17 protein-coding genes and 1 tRNA gene are annotated in these 17,015 nt (G+C 71.5%); 11 read left to right on the plus strand and 7 right to left on the minus strand.

Features of this window, described 5'->3' with window-relative positions; genetic code table 11:
- Positions 1 to 84: 84 nt before the first annotated feature.
- Genes AB0Q96_RS13395 through AB0Q96_RS13410 form a run of 4 tightly spaced genes read left to right on the plus strand, consistent with a single transcriptional unit; the run spans position 85 to position 2,097 of the window.
- Positions 85 to 483 carry a hypothetical protein gene (locus AB0Q96_RS13395; RefSeq protein ID WP_365324805.1) on the plus strand — a complete coding sequence of 133 codons (399 nt, stop codon included), beginning with the start codon at positions 85 to 87 and terminating at the stop codon, positions 481 to 483.
- A complete protein-coding gene (locus AB0Q96_RS13400) occupies positions 480 to 1,238 on the plus strand; it encodes a transcriptional regulator (protein WP_365324806.1) in 759 nt (252 codons plus the stop codon). Before AB0Q96_RS13395 ends, AB0Q96_RS13400 begins: the two co-directional genes overlap by 4 nt.
- A 41-nt stretch (positions 1,239 to 1,279) precedes the next feature.
- The gene (locus AB0Q96_RS13405; protein ID WP_365324808.1) at positions 1,280 to 1,672 is read left to right on the plus strand and encodes a roadblock/LC7 domain-containing protein; all 393 of its coding nucleotides are present in this window, start codon (positions 1,280 to 1,282) and stop codon (positions 1,670 to 1,672) included.
- Positions 1,673 to 1,725: 53 nt separating this feature from the next.
- Positions 1,726 to 2,097: a hypothetical protein gene (locus AB0Q96_RS13410; RefSeq protein ID WP_365324810.1), complete on the plus strand. Its 372-nt coding sequence runs from the start codon at positions 1,726 to 1,728 to the stop codon at positions 2,095 to 2,097.
- A 5-nt stretch (positions 2,098 to 2,102) separates the two neighbouring features.
- Here the strand turns inward: AB0Q96_RS13410 and AB0Q96_RS13415 are convergent, their stop codons facing one another.
- Both AB0Q96_RS13415 and AB0Q96_RS13420 read right to left on the minus strand, forming a co-directional pair.
- Positions 2,103 to 2,948, minus strand: coding sequence for a MurR/RpiR family transcriptional regulator (locus tag AB0Q96_RS13415; RefSeq protein ID WP_365324812.1), 846 nt, complete (start codon positions 2,946 to 2,948; stop codon positions 2,103 to 2,105).
- A 346-nt stretch (positions 2,949 to 3,294) separates the two neighbouring features.
- Positions 3,295 to 4,689 carry a cystathionine beta-synthase gene (locus AB0Q96_RS13420; protein ID WP_365324814.1) on the minus strand — a complete coding sequence of 465 codons (1,395 nt, stop codon included), beginning with the start codon at positions 4,687 to 4,689 and terminating at the stop codon, positions 3,295 to 3,297.
- 150 nt (positions 4,690 to 4,839) lie between these two features.
- Here AB0Q96_RS13420 and AB0Q96_RS13425 point away from each other — a divergent pair, with 150 nt between their 5' ends.
- From AB0Q96_RS13425 to AB0Q96_RS13435, 3 genes are all read left to right on the plus strand, one after another.
- Positions 4,840 to 5,883 (plus strand): SGNH/GDSL hydrolase family protein, encoded by a 1,044-nt coding sequence (locus tag AB0Q96_RS13425; protein ID WP_365325406.1) that lies wholly within the window; start codon positions 4,840 to 4,842, stop codon positions 5,881 to 5,883.
- A 242-nt stretch (positions 5,884 to 6,125) separates the two neighbouring features.
- Positions 6,126 to 7,346: an acetyl-CoA C-acetyltransferase gene (locus AB0Q96_RS13430; protein WP_365324816.1), complete on the plus strand. Its 1,221-nt coding sequence runs from the start codon at positions 6,126 to 6,128 to the stop codon at positions 7,344 to 7,346.
- A gap of 212 nt (positions 7,347 to 7,558) precedes the next feature.
- Positions 7,559 to 8,428, plus strand: a complete 870-nt coding sequence (locus AB0Q96_RS13435; RefSeq protein WP_365324818.1) for a hypothetical protein — start codon at positions 7,559 to 7,561, stop codon at positions 8,426 to 8,428.
- A 25-nt stretch (positions 8,429 to 8,453) separates the two neighbouring features.
- On the opposite strand, the gene AB0Q96_RS13440 is transcribed toward AB0Q96_RS13435, so the two are convergent.
- Complete coding sequence (locus AB0Q96_RS13440; protein ID WP_365324820.1) at positions 8,454 to 8,783, minus strand: hypothetical protein; 330 nt, start codon at positions 8,781 to 8,783, stop codon at positions 8,454 to 8,456.
- Between the two features lie 103 nt (positions 8,784 to 8,886).
- Between AB0Q96_RS13440 and AB0Q96_RS13445 the strand changes: the two genes are divergently transcribed.
- Positions 8,887 to 9,117, plus strand: a complete 231-nt coding sequence (locus tag AB0Q96_RS13445; RefSeq protein WP_365324822.1) for a DUF4287 domain-containing protein — start codon at positions 8,887 to 8,889, stop codon at positions 9,115 to 9,117.
- 18 nt (positions 9,118 to 9,135) lie between these two features.
- Here the strand turns inward: AB0Q96_RS13445 and AB0Q96_RS13450 are convergent, their stop codons facing one another.
- The gene (locus tag AB0Q96_RS13450; protein WP_365324823.1) at positions 9,136 to 10,011 is read right to left on the minus strand and encodes an alpha/beta hydrolase; all 876 of its coding nucleotides are present in this window, start codon (positions 10,009 to 10,011) and stop codon (positions 9,136 to 9,138) included.
- A gap of 137 nt (positions 10,012 to 10,148) precedes the next feature.
- Between AB0Q96_RS13450 and AB0Q96_RS13455 the strand changes: the two genes are divergently transcribed.
- Positions 10,149 to 10,709 carry a TetR/AcrR family transcriptional regulator gene (locus AB0Q96_RS13455; RefSeq protein WP_365324825.1) on the plus strand — a complete coding sequence of 187 codons (561 nt, stop codon included), beginning with the start codon at positions 10,149 to 10,151 and terminating at the stop codon, positions 10,707 to 10,709.
- 69 nt (positions 10,710 to 10,778) lie between these two features.
- Here the strand turns inward: AB0Q96_RS13455 and AB0Q96_RS13460 are convergent, their stop codons facing one another.
- Together AB0Q96_RS13460 and AB0Q96_RS13465 are read right to left on the minus strand one after the other, a co-directional pair.
- On the minus strand, positions 10,779 to 11,681 hold the full coding sequence (locus AB0Q96_RS13460; RefSeq protein WP_365324827.1) for a Bax inhibitor-1/YccA family protein: 903 nt from the start codon (positions 11,679 to 11,681) through the stop codon (positions 10,779 to 10,781).
- Between the two features lie 141 nt (positions 11,682 to 11,822).
- A tRNA-Leu gene (locus AB0Q96_RS13465) sits at positions 11,823 to 11,904 on the minus strand.
- A gap of 368 nt (positions 11,905 to 12,272) precedes the next feature.
- Here AB0Q96_RS13465 and AB0Q96_RS13470 point away from each other — a divergent pair.
- Both AB0Q96_RS13470 and AB0Q96_RS13475 read left to right on the plus strand, forming a co-directional pair.
- Positions 12,273 to 13,043 (plus strand): ABC transporter ATP-binding protein, encoded by a 771-nt coding sequence (locus AB0Q96_RS13470; protein WP_365324829.1) that lies wholly within the window; start codon positions 12,273 to 12,275, stop codon positions 13,041 to 13,043.
- Positions 13,044 to 13,097: 54 nt separating this feature from the next.
- On the plus strand, positions 13,098 to 15,626 hold the full coding sequence (locus tag AB0Q96_RS13475; RefSeq protein ID WP_365324831.1) for an FtsX-like permease family protein: 2,529 nt from the start codon (positions 13,098 to 13,100) through the stop codon (positions 15,624 to 15,626).
- 61 nt (positions 15,627 to 15,687) lie between these two features.
- Here AB0Q96_RS13475 and AB0Q96_RS13480 read toward each other — a convergent pair whose 3' ends face one another.
- Positions 15,688 to 16,917, minus strand: coding sequence for a phospholipase D-like domain-containing protein (locus AB0Q96_RS13480; protein WP_365324833.1), 1,230 nt, complete (start codon positions 16,915 to 16,917; stop codon positions 15,688 to 15,690).
- Positions 16,918 to 17,015: the final 98 nt, after the last annotated feature.

The following is a 17,015-nucleotide window of genomic DNA, read 5'->3' on the forward strand; positions in this document are numbered from 1 at the left end:
AGAACCCCTCCCCCAGGCCGCGACGTTGAGTAGCGTCACCGTCACTGCCGTACGTCCGCACGCCTCATCGGGAGGGGATCTCGCGTGCCCGGAATCGACGAGTGCCTACTGGAGGCCATGAGCCTGCCGGGGGCACGCGGCGCCTGGCTGGTCGACTGGACCAGCGGGCTGGCCCTCGGCGCGGCGGGCGAGTCCCCGGTCGGCGACCACGAGACGACGGCGGCCGAGACCGCCGAACTGGCCCGTGCCGCCGCCGAGTTCGAGTCACCATCGCCAGGGTCCGGTGAGCCGGCCGGCCCGGACGGCTCACCCGTGGAGGACCTGATCCTCACCACCCGCACCGGCTACCACCTGCTCCGCTTCGTCGAGACCGCCTTCGACAGCAGCGTCTTCCTGCACCTCTGGCTCGACCGCGACGGCGGGAACCTGGCCCTCGCCCGGATGCGGCTCGGCGACCTCGCGGAGAGGCTGGTCCTCGGATGACCGTCTCCCCGATGCTCACCCGCCTCGCCGCCGAGAAGGCGACCGGCGCCCTGCTCCGCGACCACGGCACGCTCTACCTCGTCGACGGCCGGGTCGTGCACGCCGAGAGCCCCTCCGCGCCCGGCCTCGACGTCCTCCTCACGGCCGGCGGGCGGCTGCCCCGCGAACGCTGGGACGAGGCCGTGGACCGGGCCGGGGCGCACCGCGCCGTCGGCCGCTTCCTCGTCGACAGCGGCCGGCTGCACGACGGCGAGCTGGAGATATGCCACCTCGGCGCCGTCTTCGACGCCGCGTTCTTCGCCCTCGCGCCCACCAGCGGCCCCAGCCGCTTCCGGTACGGGGTGGGGCACTGGTTCGGCGCGGTGCGGCCGGTCGACGCCGAGACCGTCGAGCGCGAGACCGCGCGCCGCCGCGAACTCCTCGACAGCGTCTGGCCCTACCCGGCCGTCGACACCGCGCCCGTCGTGCCCCGCCCCGCCGCCCCCGGGCAGCCGGTCGGCGCCCGGCAGCGCGCGCTGCTCGCGGCGGCCGACGGGGTGCGGACCCCGGCGGAGATCGCGCGGGCGCTCGGCAGGCCCGCCTTCCACACGCTGCTCGACGTGCGGCGGCTCGCGGCGGCCGGGCTCGTCGAGACCCCGAGCGAACAGCCGCCGCCCGACCCGCCCGCCGTACCCGCCTGGGTCGGCGAGGTCGCCACCGACCCGGACATCGCCCTGCTCCGTCGGCTCCGCGACGCCCTGGAGGCAGCACTGTGATGAGGCGTGCCCTGCGCCTGCGCGCCGAGAGGAGACAACTGATGACCGCAGAAGCCGAGGTGCTCGGCGAGCTGAGACGGCTGCGGGCCCGCCTGCCGCAGCTCACCGGAGCGCTCGCCGCCAGCGCCGACGGCCTGGTGCTGGCCTCGGACACCGTCGACGGCGAGGCGGAGAGCGTGGCCGCCCTGACGGCGGCGGCCCTCGGCGTCGGACAGCGGCTGACCGAGAGCACCGGGCAGGGCGGCTTCCGCGAGCTCCTGGTCCGGGGCGAGCGCGGCTATGTGGCGACGTACGCGGCGGGCGGCTCGGCCGTCCTGACCCTGCTCGCCGAGCCAAGGATCAACGTGGGACGCCTCCACCTGGAGGCCCGCCGGTCGAGCGCCCGGATAGGGGAGCTCGTGGACGGCGCGCTGGAACGCAGAGACCTCAACTGAGACCGGAAACCGACCGACGCACACCCCTCTCTCACGAAGGAAGTACGACAGCCATGGCGAACACCGAGACCTCCCTCAAGGAAGCCGCGCAGATCGAAGGCGCCATCGGCGCCGCCCTCGTCGACTACACGAGCGGCATGGCGCTCGGCACCATCGGCGGCGGCAAGGAGCTCGACCTGAACATGGCCGCGGCGGGCAACACCGACGTGGTCCGCGCCAAGGTCCGCACGATGGAGATGCTGGGCCTCAAGGAGGGGATCGAGGACATCCTGATCACCCTGGGCAGCCAGTACCACCTGATCCGGCTGCTCAAGTCCCGCGGCTCCAACGGCCTCTTCCTCTATCTGGCCCTCGACAAGGGCCGCGCCAACCTGGCGATGGCCCGCCACCAGCTGAAGCGGATCGAAGAGGAGCTGGAGGTCTGAGACCCCTACTCCACGAACAGCCCGCGCGCGGCCGCCTTGGAGTCGAACTCCTCCAGGCGGGCCTGCGCGTCCGGCAGCCCGTCCGCCATCGCCTCCAGGAGCACCCGGCCCAGCAGCATCGGGGCGCAGGCGGTGTCGAAGGCCAGCCCGGTGCCGACGGCGGCCGGGATCAGCAGGTCGCTGTGGGCGGCGACGGGCGCGAACGCCGACTCGGCGACGGTCACCACGGTGAGCCCGGCCGAGCGCGCGTACTCCAGGGCCTCGACGACCTCGCGCGGATGCCGGGGCAGCGCGAAGCAGAGCAGGGCCGTGGCCCCGGCCCGTACGGCCGCGTCGACGCGGTCGGTGAGCATGGAGCCGCCCTCGTCGAGCAACCGGACGTCCGGGTGCACCTTGGCGGCGAAGTAGGCGAAGCCCCGCGCCTGCGAGGAGGCCGCCCGCAGGCCCAGCACGAGCAGCGGCCGTGAGCCGGCGAGCAGCCGGCCGGCCCGCTCGACGGGCGCCGGGTCGGCGAGCAGCTCCGCGAGGTGCCGCAGGTTCTCGATCTCGGCGAGGACGGCCTGCTGGTACTCGTTGTACCCGGCCTCCCCGGACTCCTCCCGCACCGGCGCCGCCGGCGCGCTCTCCCGCAGGTGCTTGCGGAGCGCCGGGTAGCCGTCGAAGCCGAGGGCGACGGCGAAGCGGGTGACGGAGGGCTGGCTGACGCCGGCCAGCTCGGCCAGCTCCACGCTGGACAGGAAGGGCACGTCGGCGGCGCGCCGGACCATGCAGTGGGCGATCCGTCGCTGTGTCGGTGTCAGCCGCTGCCCCTCGAAGAGCGCCTGCAGCCGCCCGGCCGGGCTGTCGCTCATGCCGTCCCCCTTCCGCCTATTCATTCACCTGGAACTCTGCATGAGGATATGCAGGCAGGCAAGGGAGGCGGCCGCGGGGACCGGGAGGAAGGCTTGCGCGGGGACCGCCGCACCCCCGTTTCCGGGGGGCGGGACGACGGCGGTCCCCGCGAGGGACACGGGCCCGGGTCAGGGCCGGTCCGCGTCCGTGGCGTCGAGGGAGGTCCGGGAGCCGCTCCGGAGGTCCGTGACGCCGACGGGATCCAATCTGCCCGACCCGTGTTAAGCGGGTGCTGCGGGTACATGTCGCGCTCGTACCAGTTGCGCGAACGCACCCGCCGTCACCGCACGGTCCGGACGTACGGGATCAGTGCTGCTTCGCGCCCCCGCTGGCGGCGAGGAAGGCCAGCAGGTCCTGACGGCTGACCACGTCGGTCGGCTTGCCCTCGACCAGCACGATCGCCGCGTCCGCCTCACCGAGGACGGACATCAGGTCGGCGACCGGCTCGCCCGAGCCGACCTGCGGCAGCGGAGCGCACATGTGGTGCTCCAGCGGGTCCTCCAGGGCGGCCTTCTGGGTGAAGAGCGCGGTCAGGAGCTCGCGCTCGACGACCGAGCCGACGACCTCGGCGGCCATGACGTCGGGGTGACCGGCGCCGGGCTTGACGATCGGCATCTGGGAGACGCCGTACTCGCGCAGCACCTCGATGGCCTGGCCGACGGTCTCGTCCGGGTGCATGTGGACGAGGGAGGGCAGGCCGTGCGACTTGTGGCGGAGCACGTCGGCGACGGTGGCGGAGGTGGTGTCCTCCAGGAAGCCGTAGTCGGCCATCCACTCGTCGTTGAAGATCTTGGAGAGGTAGCCGCGGCCGGAGTCCGGCAGGATCACCACGACGATGTCGTCCGGGCCGAGCTCCTTGGCGACCTCGAGCGCGGCGACGACCGCCATGCCGCAGGAGCCGCCCACCAGGAGGCCCTCCTCCTTGGCGAGGCGGCGGGTCATCTGGAACGAGTCCTTGTCGGACACCGCGACGATCCGGTCGGTGCCGGTCCGGTCGTAGGCGGTCGGCCAGAAGTCCTCACCGACGCCCTCGACCAGGTACGGACGGCCGGAGCCGCCGGAGTAGACCGAGCCCTCGGGGTCGGCGCCGACGATCTGGACCTTGCCGCCGCTGACCTCCTTCAGGTACTTGCCGGTGCCGGAGATGGTGCCGCCGGTGCCGATGCCGGCGACGAAGTGGGTGATCTTCCCGTCGGTCTGCTCCCAGAGCTCCGGGCCGGTGCTCTCGTAGTGCGAGCGCGGGTTGTTCGGGTTCGAGTACTGGTCCGGCTTCCAGGCGCCCGGGGTCTCGCGGACGAGGCGGTCCGACACGTTGTAGTACGAGTCGGGGTGCTCGGGGTCGACGGCCGTCGGACAGACGACGACCTCGGCGCCGTACGCCCGCAGGACGTTGATCTTGTCCGTGGACACCTTGTCAGGACAGACGAAGATGCACTTGTAGCCCTTCTGCTGGGCCACGATCGCGAGGCCGACGCCGGTGTTGCCGGACGTGGGCTCGACGATGGTGCCGCCGGGCTTGAGCGCCCCGCTCTCCTCGGCCGCCTCGATCATGCGCAGGGCGATGCGGTCCTTGACCGAACCGCCGGGGTTGAAGTACTCCACCTTGGCCAGGACGGTGGCCTGGATGCCCGCAGTGACGTTGTTGAGCTTCACCAGCGGGGTGTTGCCGACGAGGCTGATCATCGAGTCGTGGTATTGCACCGTAATCTCCGGGGTCTCCGTAATGGTGTGGCCAGCGTATTGCGTGTGATGCGTAGACGGAGGCGCTTACGGGGCAGTGAGTAGTCACGAGGTGGCTCGAAGGACTCGAAGGACTCGAAGGAGGTGACGGCCCCGATGTCCAGCGCGAGGGTGGCACGGCGGATCGCGGCGGGTGCGGCGTACGGCGGTGGCGGCATCGGACTGATCGGCGTGGCCGCCGTCGGGGTCCTGCTCGCCGAGGTGCAGCTGGCCAAGCGGTCGGTGGGGGGCGGCGTGGCGCCGCTGCCGCCGGGCGCGGACGGCCGGTACGGGACGGCGTACGGCGGCGAGACCCCGCTCAGGCTGGCCCTTCTGGGTGATTCCACGGCGGCCGGCCAGGGCGTGCGCCGCACGGGGCAGACCCCGGGGGCGCTGCTCGCCTCCGGGCTCGCCGCGGTGGCCGAGCGCCCGGTGGACCTCCGGAACGTGGCTTTGCCGGGAGCGCGCTCGGACGACCTGGAGCGGCAGGTGTCGCTGCTCCTCGCGGGACCGGCCGGGGCGCCGGACGTGTGCGTGGTCATGATTGGCGCGAATGACGTCACCCACCGGATGCCGGCCACCCAGTCGGTGCGGGCCATGGCGTCGGCGGTGCGGCGGCTGCGGACGGCGGGCGCGGAGGTGGTGGTCGGCACCTGCCCGGACCTCGGCACGATCGAGCCGGTCTACCAGCCGCTGCGCTGGCTGGCCCGGCGGGCCTCGCGGCAGCTGGCGGCGGCGCAGACGATCGTGGTGGTCGAGCAGGGCGGGCGGACGGTGTCGCTGGGCGACCTGCTGGGGCCGGAGTTCGCGGCGAACCCGCGCGAGATGTTCGGGGTGGACAACTTCCACCCGTCGGCGGAGGGGTACGCGACGGCGGCGATGGCCCTGCTCCCGACGGTCTGCGCGGCGCTCGCGATGTGGCCGGAGGCGGACCGGATCGACGAGGACCGGCACGAGAACATGCTGCCGGTGGCGAAGGCGGCGGCCGAGGCGGCGAAGGAGGCCGGCACGGAGGTCACCGGCGCCCGCGCGCCGTGGGCCCTGCTCAAGCACCGCAGGCGCCGGCGGCTGCCGGTGCCGGGGACGCCCACGGCGGACCCCCGGACGACGGAGGGGCACCCGGAGGGCGAGGAGGGTGGCCCGGGCCCCCGGAACACCTCCGTACGACAGGAGTGAGCACCCGCGCGCACGTACGACGGGGCCGGCGCTCCCGCGTGCGACGGGGCCGCGCCCCACGCACGACCGGACCGGGCACCCCCGCACGACCGGACCGCGCCCCGCACCTGCCCGAACCGCACGCGCCTGAGCGTACGCTTAGAAAAGAGGTCCGCATCACATGCCGAGGCCGGTGACCCCATGCGGTACGTACGGGTAACTTCCCTTTCAGTCCGCCCACCCAGCACCCTCCTGGAGCCGTGATGCCCGAAGCCGTCATCGTCTCGACCGCCCGCTCCCCGATCGGCCGGGCCTTCAAGGGCTCCCTCAAGGACCTGCGGCCCGACGACCTCACCGCCACGATCATCCAGGCCGCCCTCGCCAAGGTCCCCGAGCTGGACCCGCGCGACATCGACGACCTGATGCTCGGCTGCGGTCTGCCCGGCGGCGAGCAGGGCAACAACCTGGGCCGGATCGTGGCCGTGGAGATGGGGATGGACCACCTCCCCGGCTGCACGATCACCCGCTACTGCTCCTCCTCGCTCCAGACCTCCCGGATGGCGCTGCACGCGATCAAGGCGGGCGAGGGCGACGTCTTCATCTCGGCCGGTGTCGAGATGGTGTCCCGCTTCGTGAAGGGCAACTCGGACTCGCTGCCGGACACGCACAACCCGTTCTTCGCCGACGCCGAGGCCCGCACCAAGGCCGTCGCCGAGTCCGAGGGCTCCACCTGGCACGACCCGCGCGAGGACGGCATCGTCCCCGACGCGTACATCGCCATGGGCCAGACCGCCGAGAACCTGGCCCGCTGGAAGGGCATCACCCGCCAGGAGATGGACGAGTTCGGCGTCCGCTCGCAGAACCTCGCCGAGCAGGCCATCAAGAACGGCTTCTGGGAGCGCGAGATCACCCCGGTGACGCTGCCCGACGGCACCGTCGTCTCGGCCGACGACGGCCCGCGCGCCGGCGTCACCCTGGAGGGCGTCTCCGGCCTCAAGCCGGTGTTCCGCCCCGACGGCCTGGTCACCGCCGGCAACTGCTGCCCGCTGAACGACGGCGCCGCCGCGCTCGTGATCATGTCCGACACCAAGGCGCGCGAGCTGGGCCTGACCCCGCTGGCCCGGATCGTCTCCACCGGCGTCTCCGGCCTCTCCCCCGAGATCATGGGCCTCGGCCCGGTCGAGGCCTCGAAGCAGGCCATCCGCCGCGCCGGCCTGACCAGTTCCGACATCGACCTGGTCGAGATCAACGAGGCGTTCGCCGCGCAGGTCATCCCGTCCTACCGCGAGCTGGGCTTCGACCTGGACCAGGTGAACGTCAACGGCGGCGCCATCGCCGTCGGTCACCCCTTCGGCATGACGGGCGCCCGCATCACCGGCACCCTCATCAACAGCCTCCAGTTCCACGACAAGCAGTTCGGTCTGGAGACCATGTGCGTGGGCGGCGGCCAGGGCATGGCCATGGTCATCGAGCGCCTCAGCTAACCACCCCGCGTCCAAGCCGTGACCGAATCTCCCCCAGGATGTGACCTACGTCCCGGGGGAGCACTGTTTTCCCAGGTCACAGGGGTTTCGGGACTAAACACCTGGCACAAATACCTGTCCAATTCGTGACGTAATGCACTGACAGGACGCACCACCCCAGGCCAAGCTGATGTAGGAAGTCGGGGGATCGACTCGGAATCGGGAGTACGTCAGTGAGCGCACTGTCTCTTGCCCTGCTGGTGACCACCGCGGCTGCCACCGCGGTGGGCGTCGCCGCCCTGCACTCCGCCCACGCTCTCCGTAAGCAGATCCTCGCGCTGCGTGGCGAACTCGCCGCCGCCAACGGCCTGTCCGTGCCGCACGCCCGCCAGACGCCCGCCGCGGAGATACGGGCCGCGGTCGCCGAGGCGCTGGCCGAGGAGCGCGAGCGGGAGCTGGCCGAGGCGCGGGCCTTCTGGGCCGCGCAGGAGGCCCGGGACGCCGCCGACGCCCCGTCGCTGCTCGGCGGCGCGGGGAGCCCGGCCGAGGACGGTCCCTACTTCGTGCCCCGTCAGGCCGACTTCGTGGGCCTGGAGGCGATGGCGCTGGAGGCCATGGAGGCGGAGGCCGCCGCGCTCGACGGCACCGACCCGCTGGACGTCTTCGACACCTTCGACGAGTTCCCGGAGCTGACCGGGGCGTCCGAGTACCCGGACGACTCCCCCGAGCTGGCCGCGGCCCGCCGCCGGCACCCCTCGCACCCCGACTTCGTGCCGGTCCAGACGCCCGTGGTCACCGACCACGAGCGCACGGTGGCCCGCCTGGAGGAGCTGGCGGACACCCGCACGGCGCTGACCGACGTCCGCCCCGGCCCGCTGGGCACGCTGGACGTGTACGTCTTCGCCGACGGCACCACGCTCTGTATGACCCCCGGCCACCGGGAGACCGCGGAGCGGCTCGCCGAGGCCCTGCGCACCGGCCACACCCCGGTCCTGCTCGGCGGCTCGGGCGTCTCCGGCGCCTACGCCCTGACCTTCTCCTGCGGCGACGCGGCGGAGGACAACGTGTACATCCTGGCGGACCGCGTGATCGCGAGCCTCTGACCGACGCCCGGTGACCCAGGGGCGTCTAGAGGCCCGAGCGGGCCTCCGCCTCACGTACCAGCCTCACGGCCTCGTCCAGGTCCCCCTCGGGGGCGCCGGCCGGGGCCGTCCGCAGTGCTTCGGCCAGATCCGCGGCGGCGACCGCCAGTTGGTCGGCGACCACGAAGACGCCGGCGTCCGGCAGCTCCGCCGGCTCCCGGTCCGGGAACTCGACGCGCTGCGCCCGGGTCGCCAACTCCCTGGCCAGGGCCAGCCCTTCGGCGGCGGCGCCGCGCTGGAGGCGGCTCTGCGGGGCGGCCCGCAGCCGGTCGGCGAACCGCTCTGCGGCGGCGGTCAGTCCACTCGTATCACGCACGGTGCGACCCTATGCGGCGGCCGGGCACCATTGCCAACGGGCGAACGCTCGGGCACGGTGACGTGAAGGAGCAGCACACGGCACAACGCGTCCGGAGGCGCCGATGTCCCCCACCTTCTCCGAAGAGACCCACCGCAACCTCCTCGCCCGCATCCCGCACCGCACCGGCCGCGAGATCTCCGAGTGGCTGAAGACCGTGGAGGACGGGCCCTCCCTCCTCCGCTTCGAGGACAAGGTCAGCTGGCTGCGCGGGGCGCACGACCTCGCGTACGGCCACGCCAAGGCGATCATCCACGAGTACGACCTGCGCCGGGCGGCCCGCCGGATGCTCTGACGGCGGACCGCCCGCGGCTCACTCCTTCACCCACCGGCCGAGGAAGTCGCGGACCAGCTCCGCGATCTCCTCGCCGTGCGTCTCCAGGGCGAAGTGCCCGGCGTCCAGGAGGTGGATCTCCGCGTCCGGCAGGTCGCGGGCGAAGGCCTCGGCGCCGGCCGGCCCGAAGATCTCGTCGCCGCGTCCCCAGGCGGCGAGCAGCGGGGGCCGGTGGGTGCGGAAGTACTCCTGGAAGGCGGGGTAGCCGTCCAGGTTGAACTGGTAGTCCCAGAAGAGCTGGAGCTGGATCTCCTTGTTGCCGGGCCGGTCGAGGCCGGCCTGGTCGAGGGTCCAGGTCTCGGGCCCGACGCGGTCGAGCCGGTCGGCGGGGACGCCGTGGGTGTACTGCCAGCGGGTGGCCTCGGCGGTCAGCAGCTCGCGCACGGCGGGCTCGTGGGTCTCCCGGTCCCCGGCGTGCGCGAAGAGCACGTCCCAGAAGGGCGTGAAGCCCTCCAGGTAGGCGTTGCCGCTCTGGGTGATCAGCGCGGTGACCCGCTCGGGGTGGCGGGAGGCGATGCGCAGGCCGATGGGGGCGCCGTAGTCCTGGAGGTAGAGGGCGAAGCGGTCGAGGCCGAGCCGGTCGAGCAGCTTCAGGGTGATCTCGGTGAGCTTCTCGAAGCCGTAGGCGAAGTCGGTCACGGCGGGCGCGGCGGAGGCGCCGAAGCCGAGGTGGTCGGGTGCGATCAGGTGGTACGAGTCGGCGAGCTCGGCCATCAGGCCGCGGTACATGTGCGAGCTGGCCGGGAAGCCGTGCAGGAGCACCAGGGTGGGGCGGGACGGGTCGCCGGCCTCCCGGTAGAAGATCTCCAGGCCGTCGATGTTCTCGGTGCGGCCGCGCAGCGCGAATACGGACATGGGATGCCCCTCCTCCGGAGGAGAACGAGCGTTCTCCCTCTGCCCTGTAGAGTAGGAGAACGATGGTTCTCGGCGCAAGCGGATACGCGGGCACCCCCGCGGGCGGTCCGCGGGCGCATGACGGAGGAGTGGTCGGGATGGACGCGGAGACCGCCGAGCTGAGGCTCCTGGAGACGGCCGAGACGCTGTTCGACGAGCGGGGGGTGCAGGGCGTCGGCATGGACGCCATCCGCGGCGCGTCCGGCGTCTCGCTCAAGCGCCTCTACCAGCTCTTCCCCTCCAAGGACCATCTGGTCTGGGCGGTCCTCAAGCGCCGCGACGGCGCCGTCCGCGAGGCGATCGCCGCCCACGGCGCCACCCACGCCACCAGCCCGTACGGGCGCAGCCTCGCGGTCTTCGACTACCTCGGCGAGTGGTTCGCCGACCCCGGCTTCCGCGGCTGCGCCTTCATCAACACCTTCGGCGAGATGGGCGGCATCTCCCCCGACGTCGCCGAGATCGCCCGGGGCCACAAGCAGGCCCTGCGGGACTACTTCGCCGAGCAGACGACCGCCATGAACGCCCCGCCCGCCCTCGCCGACCAGCTGGCCCTGCTCGCCAACGGCGCCATGGCCGTCGCCGGCATCAACGGCACCTCCGAGCCGGCCGCGCAGGCCAAGGACGCGGCGCGGGTGCTGCTCGACGCCGCGGTGTCCTGAGCCCCCCGGAGACGCGGAAGGGCCCGCCCGGCATGTGCCGGGCGGGCCCTTCGCTCACGTACTGACGGGTCAGTCGTCGCCCTGGAGGATCGACAGCAGACGCAGCGCCTCCAGGTAGATCCACACCAGGGTCATGGTGAGGCCGAAGGCCGCCAGCCAGGACTCCTCGCGCGGAGCGCCGTAGGTGATGCCGTCCTCGACCTGCTTGAAGTCCAGGGCGAGGAAGCAGGCACCGAGGACGATGCCGATGACACCGAAGAGGATGCCGAGGCCGCCGCTGCGGAAGCCGAGGCCGTCACCGCCGCCGAAGACGGCGAACAGCAGGTTGACCACCATGAGCAGCATGAAGCCCATCGCGGCGGCCATCACGAAGCCGTAGAAGCGGCGGGTGACGCGGATCCAGCGCATCTTGTACGCGATCAGCACGCCGGCGAAGACCGCCATGGTGCCGAGCACGGCCTGGATGACGACGCCGTCCGCGATGTACGTCGAGACGGCGGCGGACAGCACACCGAGGAAGACGCCCTCGAAGGCCGCGTAGCCGAGGATCAGCGCCGGCACGGGCTTGCGCTTGAACGACTGGACCAGCGACAGGACCAGCGCCACCAGCGCGGCGCCGATGGCGATGCCGTAGGACTTGGCCAGGTTCGCCGGGTCGACCGGCAGCAGCAGCCAGGACAGGACGGCGGTGACCACGACCGTGCCGAGCGTGATGGCCGTGCGGCTCACCACGTCGTCGATCGTCATCACGTTGCCGCGGACCTGCTGCGGCGCGCCCGGGACGGTGTCCTGCGGCGCGTACGGGTTGGTCGCGTACGGGTTGGTCGCACCCTCGGCGTACGGATTGCCGGTGGCGTACGGGTTGGTTCCGACGGCGGGGCCCCCGGCCTGCGGCTGCTGCGCGTTGAAGCCGGCGTAGCCGTTGTCGCGGCTGAACCCCCGTCGCGAGAAGACCGGGTTGCTGCTCCTCATCTCACTCCTCCATGGCCGCACTGCGCGGCGTCCCCTCAAGAGTAATAGGGAAGCAAAAGAAACTCCCTAGTGCTCGGGGAGGATCTTTCGGTGAAGGGGAAGGGACCGGACGGGGCGGGAAGGGGGTGAGAAGAGGAGCTGTGCCCGGAACCGGATTCGAACCGGTACGGCCTGAAGGCCAGCGAGGTTTAAGCTCGCCGTGTCTGCATTCCACCATCCGGGCGGGTCGCGAAGCTCCGCGTTGGCACATGAGCCTATCGGGGCGGGTCGCTCGTTCAGCGGAACAGCCTTCCGATGTTGTCTTATTTTATTGACACCTGAGGGTGTGTCAGTGCAGGTGGGGGCCCTTATGTGAAGGGCTGCGGGGCTCGCGGGCGCAAAGAGCGGCGTGCCGGATTGACGAAAACTCGTCGACGGTCCGCCAGTAGTCCGTCAAGATCAGGGTCGCCGTCATACCTCAGGAGGAGAGCCGGGCCCCCCGGTCCGCCTCCAGGCTGCCCTCGGAACGGGCACGTGGACGGACGCCGCGGCCCGGAACGTTCGAAACGATGGAGTGGTTCCCGAACAGTCGCACTGACAGGAGTCGCCGTCGTGACCACCACCCCCACCGTGCCCCGCTCGACCGCGGTGGCCGCCCGCGCCACCGACCTCTCCAAGGTCTACGGACACGGCGAGACCCAGGTGGTCGCCCTCGACCGGGTCAGCGTGGACTTCCGGCAGGGCGAGTTCACCGCGATCATGGGCCCGTCCGGCTCCGGCAAGTCGACCCTGATGCACTGCGTCGCGGGCCTCGACTCCTTCAGCTCCGGCTCCGTGCGGATCGGCGAGACCGAGCTCGGCTCCCTGAAGGACAAGCAGCTCACCCAGCTGCGCCGGGACAAGATCGGCTTCATCTTCCAGGCGTTCAACCTGCTGCCGACGCTGACCGCGCTGGAGAACATCACGCTGCCGATGGACATCGCCGGCCGCAAGCCCGACAAGCAGTGGGTGCAGAACGTCATCGACATGATCGGCCTCTCCGGCCGGCTCAGCCACCGTCCCGCGCAGCTCTCCGGCGGCCAGCAGCAGCGCGTGGCCGTGGCCCGCGCGCTGGCCTCCAAGCCCGAGATCATCTTCGGTGACGAGCCGACCGGAAACCTGGACTCGCGCTCCGGCGCCGAGGTGCTGGGCTTCCTGCGCAACTCGGTGCGCGAGCTCGGCCAGACCGTGGTGATGGTCACCCACGACCCGGTCGCCGCCTCCTACGCGGACCGCGTGATCTTCCTGGCCGACGGCCGGATCGTCGACGAGATGCTGCACCCCACGGCGGACGGCGTGCTCGACCGCATGAAGGCCTTCGACGCCAAGGGCCGCACGAGCTGACGCGGCCCCGCCGCACCCCGTCCTCCGTCCCAGCTTCCGTTCAGGACCCCACCCATGTTCCGTACCGCCCTGCGCAATGTGCTCGCGCACAAGGCCAGGCTGCTGATGACCGTCCTCGCCGTGATGCTCGGCGTGGCCTTCGTCTCCGGCACCCTGGTCTTCACCGACACCCTCTCCAACGCCTTCCGCAGCCAGTCGGCCAAGAGCTATGACGATGTCGCCGTCGCCGTCAGCGCCGCCCCCCACCAGCAGGACCCGAACAGGACGCCGGGCCTGTCCGAGCAGACCCGGCAGAAGATCGCCGGTCTGGACGGCGTCGCCGGGGCGACCGGCCGGGTCAACGGCTTCGCCGGCGTGCCGGACAAGGACGGCAAGCTGATCGGCGTCGGCTGGTCCAACAAGGGCACCAACTTCGCCCCCGGCCAGGACGGCAAGGACCCGGCGTACGCCTTCACCAGCGGTGCGGGACCGGTCGCGGACGACCAGATCGCGCTCGACAAGGAGACCGCCGACAAGGGCGGCTACAAGGTCGGCGACCAGGTCCGGGTGGCCACCAACGGCCCGGTCGAGACGTACACGCTCTCCGGTGTCTTCACCACCGAGGACGGCGCCGTGAACGCCGGCGGCAGCCTCGTCGTGTTCGACACGCCCACCGCGCAGAAGCTGTACCTCAAGCCCGGCTACTTCCTCGACATCAACGTCGCCGGCAAGCCCGGCGCGGACTCCGCGAAGATCCTCTCCGAGGTCGAGAAGGTCGTCGGCGACACCGCCGACGCCAAGACCGGCCAGGCCCTCGCCGACGAGCAGGCCAAGAACATCGAGCAGGGCCTGAGCGCGCTCAACCAGATGCTGCTCGGCTTCGCCGGCATCGCGCTCTTCGTCGGCATCTTCCTGATCTCCAACACCTTCACGATGCTGGTCGCCCAGCGCACCAAGGAACTCGCGCTGATGCGCGCCGTCGGCGCCTCGCGCAAGCAGATCACCCGCTCCGTGCTCGCGGAGGCCGGCGTGGTCGGCCTGGTCGCCTCCGTGGTCGGCTTCGTCCTCGGCATCGGGCTCGCGGCCACCCTGCGCTCCGCCATGAGCACCTTCGGCCTGAAGGTCCCGGCCGGTGACCTCGTCATCGGCAGCACCCCGCTGATCTCGGCGCTCGCCGTCGGCATCCTGGTCACCATGCTGGCCGCCTGGCTGCCCGGCCGCCGCGCCGCGCGGATCCCGCCGGTCGCCGCCATGAGCAGCGTCCACGCGGTGGCGTCCACCAAGTCCCTGGTCCTGCGCAACACCCTCGGCGCGATCATCACCGCCCTGGGCGCGGTCGCCATCATCGGCGGCGCCGGCTCGGGCGGCGACGACGGCCGGATGCTGATCGCCGGCGGCGCGTTCCTCTCGCTCATCGGTGTGATCGTGCTGATCCCGCTGCTGTCCCGCCCGGTGATCGCGCTGGCCCGCCCGCTCCTGAAGCCCTTCGGCGTGGCCGGTTCGCTGGCCGGTCAGAACGCGGTCCGCAACCCGCGCCGCACCGGCGCCACGGCCTCCGCGCTCGCCATCGGTCTCACCCTGGTCACCGGTCTGTCGGTGCTCGGCGCCACGGTCGGCTCGGCCGTGGACCGGATGACGACCGATCAGGTCAAGGCCGACTACATGATCTCCATGGCGAGCGGTGACGGCCTCAACCAGGCCGCGCTGGACGCCGTCCGCAAGACCCCCGGCCTGTCCGCCGTCTCGCCGCAGCAGGCCGGCTACCTCCAGGTGAAGGGCGACTTCAAGTCGGTCTCCGGTGTCGCTCCTGGCGACATCGAGAAGCTCCTCAACCTGAAGGTCGTCGACGGCTCGCTGGGCTCGCTGGCCCAGGGCAAGGTCGCCGTCGAGGACAAGACCGCCGAGAAGAAGGGCTGGAAGGTCGGCACGACCCTGCCGGTCGAGTTCTCGGACAAGAAGAAGGGCTCGCTGACGGTCGGCGCGCTCTACGAGGGCAGCGAGTTCGTCTCGCCGCTCCTCCTGGACGCGAAGATCCTCAACGCGCACGACCCCAAGCCGTACATCCCGCAGATCCTCGTGAAGATGGACGGCGGCGCCTCCGACTCGGCCGAGAAGGCCCTGATGAAGGCGATGGGCGACAACCCGGCCATGACGGTCATGGACCAGAAGGACATCCGCGACTCGTTCGGCGGTGTCATCAACATGATGCTGAACATCATGTACGGCCTGCTGGCGATGGCCCTGATCATCGCGGTGCTCGGTGTCGTCAACACGCTGGCCATGTCGGTCTTCGAGCGTCAGCAGGAGATCGGCATGCTGCGGGCGATCGGTCTCGACCGGCGCCGGGTGAAGCGGATGGTGCGCCTGGAGGCCGTGGTCATCTCGCTGTTCGGCGCGGTGGTCGGCATCGGCCTCGGCGCGTTCCTCGGCTGGGCGATCGGCGAGACGCTGCGGAGCAGCCTGCCGGACTACGCGCTGGTGCTGCCGTGGGGCCGGATCGGGCTCTTCCTGGTCCTGGCCGGACTGGTCGGCGTGCTGGCCTCGCTGTGGCCGGCCCGCAGCGCGGCGAAGCTGAACATGCTCGCGGCGATCAAGGCCGAGTAGCACCCCGTACGCGCCGAAGGGCCGGGTTCCCCCTGGGGAGCCCGGCCCTTCGGCGTACGGGTCAGCTGCCCGCGCAGTACGTCATGAGGTACTGGTGGTTGGCCTTGAACTGGGCGTAGAGCGCGGGGTCGTCGATCTTCAGCAGGGTCTCGTCGTTGGCCCGCAGCGCCGGGTAGGTGTAGTTGTGGCTGCCGGTCCACACCAGCTTCTTCCCGGCCACCCCGTCGTACGTGCCTTCGATCAGCAGGTACTTGGAGTGCAGGCCCGCCTTGGCGACGCCGGTGCCCCGGTCCTCGTAGCACTGGACGCGCTGGGTGAGCTTGCCCGAGACGATCGACTCGACGGTGGTGCCCATGGAGCCGGGGGCGCCGTCGTGGGCGAGGGTCACCGAGCAGCCGGCGTTCTTCAGGGCGACCAGCTTGGTGGCGACCTCGTCGCGGGTGAAGAGGTTGGCGGCCATCCGGATCTGCGTGCCGCCGGCACAGCTGACGTTGTCGAGGATCAGCTTCACCGTGTCGGTGGAGGCGTCGTTGTCGTACGTGGTGCCGGCGGCCTCCTTGCGCGGGAAGAAGTACGCCTTGTAGGGGCCGCTGGCCGGGGTCTTGTAGTAGTGGCTGAGACCGGTCGCGGAGGTGCCCTGGGCGAGCAGGTCGGCGAAGTAGTCCTGGTAGATGCCGTAGAGGCCGGTGTCGACGATGGTGACGGCGTTGTTGAAGAGGTCGGTGCGCTGGACGCCCGTCATGTTGGCGGAGGTCTGCACGACGACGTCGTTCGCGCCGCCGGTGTTCGAGAACAGCCAGAACTTGTTGTGGTTGATGGCGCCGTCGGGGTCGCCGGGCAGCTGCCGGGAGCCGATGCAGCCGCGTCCCGCGGGGCAGGCGAAGACCCAGGAGCCCTGGGCGCGGTCGGTGCCGAGGCGGGCGACGAGCCGGGGGTACTCGCCACCGGTCATGGTGACGGAGGTGTGGTCGACGACGACCCGGACGTTCACCCCGCGGTCCTTGGCGGCGCCGAGGGCGTCGGTGACGGTGTCGTCGGTGAAGGTGTAGAGCCCGGCGGTGATGGTGGCGCCCGCGGGGGTCTGGGCGATGAGGCCGGTGATGTGGTCACGGACCCGGTCCTGGGCGGCGGCGTCGCCGGACGGGTCGTTGAAGGTGGCCGTGGTGGTCACGGCCGCGGTGCCGGCGGTGGTGGTGCCGGCGGCGGTGTCGGCACCGGCCGGGGCCGGGGAGGCCGTGAGCAGGCCGACGGCGGCGGCCAGGGCCAGGACGAGACGGACGGGACGGCGCAAGATTCCCCCTCGGGCACGAAACGACATATACATGACAATCAGGACCCGGAAGGAACGGGGTGCCGAACCGAACCGGCACCCCGCCTTCCGGAACCCGA

The sequence above is a fragment of the Streptomyces sp. NPDC093111 genome (assembly GCF_040683955.1).
GTDB lineage: Bacteria > Actinomycetota > Actinomycetes > Streptomycetales > Streptomycetaceae > Streptomyces.